This window comes from Arcanobacterium ihumii (genome assembly GCF_900604515.1).
Taxonomy (GTDB): Bacteria; Actinomycetota; Actinomycetes; order Actinomycetales; family Actinomycetaceae; genus Arcanobacterium_A; species Arcanobacterium_A ihumii.
Map to the genome: position 1 here is coordinate 340,613 of NZ_UWOS01000003.1, position 6,917 is coordinate 347,529.

Here is a 6,917-nt window from a genome sequence, read left to right on the forward strand (position 1 = left end):
AAAAACCCTACATTTCGAATTGACATCAGCGAAGCGAGGTGTCCGTCTTATCACTTTCGGCAAAACGATCGTTATACCTGCACCTTGAGATGTTGTGAGCCTTAGCACCACGTTCACCTTTTGATATGGACCCTTGACCTTCATCTCACAAGCTTTGAACTCGTTAGAGATTTTCCGCGTAAGTAAGGATAAAGTTGGAGTTATGGGAAATGCATTTAGACCACCATTGACGAGGATGGCTGATGGAACGATCAAACAGATCAATCCATTTTCGGAGACAGAAGTGTGGACCGTTCCAGGCCGCGCTCACCGTCCACTTGGGATTAATATCCCTGACCCTCAGCCGATCAACCAGGACGCTCTAGGTCACCACTGTGCATTTTGTACCCAACGCATTCTTGAAACTCCACCAGAAAAGGCGCGTCTTGTTCGTAAGCGCGACGACGCCGTGATTTACCGGTCCACCGGAGTCGACATGCTCACGCGCGAGTGGGATTTTAGGCGTATTCCTAACCTTTTCGAAATTGTTTCTTTCCACTACTGGGAAAAGAACTACGGTCACCAGCTTTCGCGGGAAGCCGAACAACGCATGGATGCCTACCTTGCCGATCCAGCTGGGCGAGCACACGTCATGGAAATTTTGGATACCAAACTTCGATCCTCAATGGATCCCGACGATGTTGCCCTGATGACCGATAACGAAAAGCTTGAGGAAGCCAAGTCTTTCTTTGGCTCCGGTCACGACTTGATCATCGCTCGTCGCCATTTTGTTGACGGCGCCGCCAACGATTCTGAGCTGGCAGGTTCGGGCACACTCACCCCACAAGAGCACGAATGGTACATTCGCCTAACGGTTGACTCTATGGAAGATCTCTATGCCTCGAACCGATACGTTAAATACGTGCAGGTCTTCCAAAACTGGTTGAAACCAGCCGGTGCTTCATTCGACCATCTTCATAAGCAACTGGTTTCCATCGATCAGCGCTCGGTTAATGGGCAGTTGGAAGTGGAGAAAGCACGCGAAAATCCAAATATTTATAATGAAGCAGCAGTTGATTACGCAGGTTTCCATAACTTGGTTTTGGCCGAGAACAAACACGCTGTTGCAATCGCTGGATTTGGCCACCGCTACCCCACCCTGGAGATTTGGTCGAAGTCCGAGCACTGCCAGCCGTGGGAGCATAGCCCGGAAGAACTTCGCGGAATGTCTGATCTAATCCATGCGATGCACGCCGCCACCGGCACATTGGTTCCTACCAACGAAGAATGGCATTGCAAGCCGATTGATGCCGACGTCGCAATTCCTTGGAAAGTGCTTATTAAGTGGCGTGTTTCCACTCTTGCCGGATTCGAAGGCGGAACGAAGATCTACGTCAACACGATTGACCCATGGGATTTACGTGATCGCGTGGTTCCGAAGCTTTTGGAATTGCGTGCTGAAGGAAAAATTGCAAACAATATTAATATTGCGAGTGAGTGTAGCTGCCGCATAAATTCACTCAAATATAATCCAGCACTTCAATAATGGTGAAAGAGGATATGGAGCACGCAGATTTGCCAAGGGTAATTGGTCAATCAAAGTATTTTGAAGGTCCATTGCCTCCTCGTTTTGATGCCCATTTTCGCGAGCGCGTCATCGCGCATCGTGGCTCCAGTGGACTCTACCCCGAGAACACAAAGATGGCTTTCCAACATGCTTGGGATAATGGTTGCCGCGTGTTCGAAACCGATGTTCAGGTAACGTCCGACGGCGTCGTCGTCTGCTTCCACGATTCCACACTTGACCGGATCACAAATCTCAACGGTCCAATTACTGGTTATTCTTGGGAGATCCTCAAGTCAACCGCGGTTGTTCACGGCCCACACGGCTGGCGTGATTCGATTCTACGGCTCGATGATCTGCTTCTCGCTTTTCCGTATGCGCAGTTCATTATCGATATTAAAACGCCTACGGCAATCCAACCTTTAATCGAAGTGATCAATCGTACTCGGTCCGCGGGACGGATTTGCGTTTCACATTCGTGGAGCGCTTATTTGGAAGAAGTCCGCGCTGCAACTTCTCCGCTTTTGCAACGTACTTTGGGGTGGGAAAATCTTTCGGAGCTAATTCGTTGTGCTAGAACCGGAACCACACCAGATCCGCGGATCAAGGTGGCAAATTGGGTTCATATTCCTTACGATGGATTAATCTCTCCATTGATGCGTAATCCAGTATTTGCCCAGCGTTTTATGTCTATGGCACACGATTTCGGCATCGGCGTAAGAGTTTGGTCCGTTAACTCTTTCACCGCGATGAATCAGTTCTGGAACATGGGTATCGATGCCGTCACCACCGATTATCCCGAACGTGCCATCGAATTGATGTTTAATCGCGTGGCTCAGTCCAAACGCGGTGAGCTTTTAGTTCCACACTCAATTACCGCCGAGTCCAGTTCGGATCCAAAACCAGCAACACCTTCAGGAACGACGCCGAGCACTCCAGTTTCGGGAGCACCTACAGCTCATTCTGCTCAGACTAGTAGCAATGCCAGCTCTGGGAACGGGATCCTAAAGCGTCCAAGCCGACGTGAGCTTCGCCTAGCAGGTCACTATCGCCACCCCCGCCGTTAATAAGGTTGCTTTCAGATCCAGCGAAGTCATTAGACTAAGCAGCCGTCTTCCATCGTCACAACGCGGTCCGCTACCGTGAGTGCTTCGTCTTCATCGTGGGTGACGAAAACACTAGTCGTTGACGTCGTTTTTATAATCTCGCGAAGCTGAATAGCAAGTGTCTCGCGTAGTTTTCGGTCCAATGCCGATAGTGGTTCGTCGAGCAGTAAGATTTCGGGGTTCGGTGCAAGGGAACGAGCGAGAGCAACTCGCTGAGCTTGACCCCCAGAAAGCGTCGTTACTGGACGCTGGGCAAAATCCGTTAAATCCACGAGCTTGAGTAATTCTTTTACGCGAGCATCACGTTCAACTGCGCGAACTTTGCGTATTTCGAGCCCATAAGCGATATTTCGAAATACGTTGCGGTGTGGGAACAGCTGACCATCTTGAAAAACCATCCCTGTATTACGTAGATGAACAGGAACATCGCTAATATCGCTACCGTTGATGTAAATCGCTCCGGTGCTTACACACTCTAAACCAGCGATTGCTCGCAAGAGTGTCGATTTTCCTGACCCCGATGCACCTAGCAGTGCCAAGATTTCTCCTTTTTGCACCGCGAGGTTTGCGCATTTGACAGCGGTGAAACCATTGGGATAAGTCACGTCAACAGAGTCAAGAACAAGAGCATTACTGTGCTCGCTGGTATTCGTAGCATTATTGTTCAGCATTTCATGCCTTCCTTCCGAACGTGTTGATAGCTTCGGGCACCAGCTGAGTTCGCTGTTTGCCTGTGAGCTTGGATCTCACATTATCCGCTACTTCTTTTCGCTGGTTAGCTGTTAGATCCGTGCGTAGGTTCAACATTTCAGCTGTGATCATTGCCGATGCCGTTGCGATTGCCAGGATCACCGCACCTGCAAGTGCCATACCATAATTAAATTCCCCTGGCCTCGAAAGGAGTTTTACGATCACTACTGGCAGAGTCTGGTACGACGGATTTGCTAGGAAAGACGTTGCACCAAATTCACCGAGGGAAACGGCAAATGCAAAGCCAACGGCTAAACCCATGCCACGAACGAGAAACGGAAAATCAATCGTGCACAAGATTTGGCTCGGACGCGCTCCCAACGTAGCTGCAGCTTCGCGCATCCGAGGATCGATTGCTCGAAGTAACGGAAGCAAGGCTCGAACAACCAGTGGTAAAGCCACAATTGCTTGAGCCAACGGCACTAGCAATGGCGATCTTCCTAGGTCCATGCGACCAAACGTAATGAGGAATCCGAAACCAACCGTAACGCTCGATATTCCCAGCGGAAGGAGTACGAAACCGTCAAGAAATTGCTGAAGGCGAGCCAGAGTCCCCGTAACTTTTCGCGAAAGAACCAGCGCCAATGGAATTGCGACGACGAGCGCGATAATCGTCGCGTCCGTAGCAATCTTTACCGAGTGGGAGATACCCTCCATGACGGTAGCTCCACCAGTGAATCCGGCGCCGGGGGTATGTAAGCGGCGGTAGTTATCTATTGACCATTCGCCATGTACTAGGAATGATCTGACTACCAGAGACACCATTGGTGCCAGGATGAACGCAACTGAAAACGCTGTTACTACTAGAGCGCCGGCGTCGGACTTGCGTGGGCGATGCGAGGAATCGGTGCGAACCCGCAGGGCAACCTCCGTCTTTTTAGTAAGCGTTGTTGTTACTACAAGAGCAAGCGCAACGATTACAAATTGTAAAACACTGAATATAGCTGCCCTATCAAGGTTAAAGAAAGTAACCGTTTGGAGATAGATCTCCATTTCAATGGTTCCATAGCCAGGGTTTCCCAAGGTGGTGACGATGCCGTAGGCGGTAGAGCAGTAGAGGAACACGAGGCCAGAACCAGCAGCAACGGCGGGTGCGAGCTGCGGTAAGGTGACGGTGAGGAACGCCCGAAGCGGCGAAGCACCAAGTGTGCGGGCGGCTTCTGTAGTGCGGTTGTCAATCCCCGACCACATCGTGCCAACTGTACGTACGATTACTGAGAAATTGAAAAATACCATTGCCATCACCACGGCAACCGTGGAGTTAGCAAAGCCAAGAAAAGCTAGTGGACCTTCAAGAAGTGAGCGGAAGGCGATGCCGACTACCACGGTAGGGAGTACGAAAGGCATCGATACGATTCCCCGCACGAGACGCTTACCAGGGAAATCTAGGCAATAGAGTACATAAGCGCCAGGTATACCAAGCAGCACTGAAAAAAGTGTGCCAGCCGCTGCCATCCACAGCGTCTGCCAGATTATTTGCCAGGTGTGTTCTTCGGCAAACACTCCGATGAATCCAGCAAGGGAACCTGAGGAGGCATCTGAATCAGCACCAAAGAAGCCCCGGACCAGCATCGCGCCAACCGGCCAGGCGAAGAATATACAGATGAAGACTAGGGGCAGCGCCACTGCGCTGCCCCAGCCAAGTTTGCTTCGCAGACTCACTGAGCTTCGGTCACTTTGCCGGCTTCATTTTTTGATAGAGCTCCGACCAGTCCTTTAACCATGATTCACGGTTCTTTGCGATCGTTTTAAGGTCAGCTTCAATTGGATCTTTTGGCATCTGTGCAAACTTCTGCCAGTCCTCTGGGAGTTTTACTGATTCCAGGATCGGATACATATACATTGATTCTGGAATGTTCTTCTGAACGGTTTCAGAAACAAGGAACTTGATGAATGCTTGAGCGCCCTCTGGGTTCTTTGCTCCTTCAGTCACACCTGCATATTCAACCTGCTCAATGCACGTAGCGTCTACAGATCCGGTCTTTCCCTGGGAATAGGCTGGCGACGACGAATAGCTCAGTACAATCGGGTAGGAACCTTTACCCTCACCACCGGAAAAATCAGTGTAGTAGGCAGAAGACCATCCGTCGTCGATCTTGGCACCATTGCTAAGGAGCTTCGTCCAGTAGTCTTTCCAGCCGTCTTCGTACTTGGCAACTGTAGCTGCCAGGAATGCGAAGCCAGGGGTTGACGTAAGAGGGTCGGTGAGAACTGTGAGGTTCTTAAATTCAGGCTTGAGGAGGTCGTCGAAAGTAGCAGGAGTTGCTTGGTTATGCGCTTTGAACCATTCATTATCAACGTTAAGGCATACATGACCGCGATCAATCGGAGTTAGTTTATCGTCCACGATATAAGCGGACTTGAATCCCTCAGGCACATATTTAGCGGCCAGATCTGCGTTGACTACATCTTTAGCGTTAAAAGAATCAACGCCAAAGAAACCATCGACGGTCGGGTTGTCTTTATTAAGCTTCAGCTGGTTCAGAACTGTACCGTCACCAGTGGAGACGGTTTTGAGCTTAAACCCGGAATCTTTTTCAAACTGTGCTACCGCTTCTTTGCTAAGGTTAAACGAATCATGGGTCAAGATCGTTACAGTTTTTCCAGAGCCAGAATCAGCTTGCTTTTGATCTGCGGCTGAACAACCAGCCGTAATAAATGCTACAGCGGCAATGGAAGCTGCTGCTTTTCGAAAAGAAAACACTTTTCCTCCAAATTGGTTTGGAGGGCGATCCTATGTGTGAGCATAAAATCGGAGAGAACTCGACTTCCTTCGCCGGCATGATCCGGAATCAGGTTCGAGGGTCTGCATACATGCACTCTCAGCATCAAAACGATGCTCCCCTGTCGGTAATTCTCAGTATATAAGGTAGGCCCATACGCTCGCTACTTAGATCTGGTTGATCTACTAACGTCCGTATTGCGCAGATACCTGGTGGTAACCTTGATCGCTCGAAACAATCTGTTTTCCGAAAGGGAAACAGGTGACGGGAATAAGCTTGATATTTGCTATAGCTAGAGGAATACCAATGATCGTCAACGCCAAGCCCAGAGCCGTTACAAGATGCGTAATCGCCAATGGTAACCCTGCAACAACGAACCATACGAGGTTCATAAGTGTAGACCCTACCCCGGCGCCAGGAGTAGGTACTACTCGGCGGCCAAATGGCCAAAGTACATAGAAAGCAATTCTAAAACACGCTACACCGGCCGGAATTGTGACGATAAATAAGCAAGCAATCGCACCGAAGATTATGTAAGACCAAAACAGCCAAAAACCGCTGAATACCAACCAGATAAGATTGAGTAAAAACCGCACTGCGCCTACTTCCGCCGAACTTGCGTGTTGAATTTACCTAGAAGAATACCACTACGCTTAGGACTGGTTTGTGTGTTGTGTATGTGTGTGGAGGGCTTAACCTTTAACGGGTTAAGCCCTCCACACATTCATGTTTAGATGACGGCGGTGTCCTACTCTCCCACACCCTCCCGAGTGCAGTACCATCGGCGCTGGTAGG

Annotated in this window: 6 protein-coding genes and 1 riboswitch; of the genes, 2 read left to right on the top strand and 4 right to left on the bottom strand. The window is 49.8% G+C overall.

The features are described 5' to 3' along the window. Nucleotides 1-235: 235 nt before the first annotated feature. Nucleotides 236-1,525, top strand: a complete 1,290-nt coding sequence (locus EIH22_RS08830) for a DUF4921 family protein (RefSeq protein ID WP_235001845.1) — start codon at nt 236-238, stop codon at nt 1,523-1,525. Then, nucleotides 1,525-2,610, top strand: coding sequence for a glycerophosphodiester phosphodiesterase (locus EIH22_RS08835; protein WP_124055433.1), 1,086 nt, complete (start codon nt 1,525-1,527; stop codon nt 2,608-2,610). Before EIH22_RS08830 ends, EIH22_RS08835 begins: the two co-directional genes overlap by 1 nt. 29 nt (nt 2,611-2,639) lie before the next feature. On the opposite strand, the gene EIH22_RS08840 is transcribed toward EIH22_RS08835, so the two are convergent. From EIH22_RS08840 to EIH22_RS08855, 4 genes are all read right to left on the bottom strand, one after another. Continuing rightward, nucleotides 2,640-3,320: an ABC transporter ATP-binding protein gene (locus EIH22_RS08840; protein WP_124055434.1), complete on the bottom strand. Its 681-nt coding sequence runs from the start codon at nt 3,318-3,320 to the stop codon at nt 2,640-2,642. A 1-nt stretch (nt 3,321) separates the two neighbouring features. Beyond that, nucleotides 3,322-5,061: an ABC transporter permease gene (locus tag EIH22_RS08845; RefSeq protein ID WP_200829232.1), complete on the bottom strand. Its 1,740-nt coding sequence runs from the start codon at nt 5,059-5,061 to the stop codon at nt 3,322-3,324. A 10-nt stretch (nt 5,062-5,071) separates the two neighbouring features. Then, nucleotides 5,072-6,103: a thiamine ABC transporter substrate-binding protein gene (locus EIH22_RS08850; RefSeq protein WP_124055435.1), complete on the bottom strand. Its 1,032-nt coding sequence runs from the start codon at nt 6,101-6,103 to the stop codon at nt 5,072-5,074. Between the two features lie 47 nt (nt 6,104-6,150). Next, nucleotides 6,151-6,255, bottom strand: a riboswitch (TPP riboswitch). 52 nt (nt 6,256-6,307) lie between these two features. Further along, a complete protein-coding gene (locus EIH22_RS08855; RefSeq protein WP_124055436.1) occupies nt 6,308-6,718 on the bottom strand; it encodes a YccF domain-containing protein in 411 nt (136 codons plus the stop codon). Nucleotides 6,719-6,917 lie beyond the last annotated feature (199 nt).

Coding starts and splice junctions, on each gene's coding strand:
- EIH22_RS08835 (WP_124055433.1), top strand. CDS start 1,525: ATGGTGAAAGAGGATATGGAGCACGCAGATTTGCCAAGGGTAATTGGT.
- EIH22_RS08830 (WP_235001845.1), top strand. CDS start 236: ATGGCTGATGGAACGATCAAACAGATCAATCCATTTTCGGAGACAGAA.
- EIH22_RS08840 (WP_124055434.1), bottom strand. CDS start 3,320: ATGCTGAACAATAATGCTACGAATACCAGCGAGCACAGTAATGCTCTT.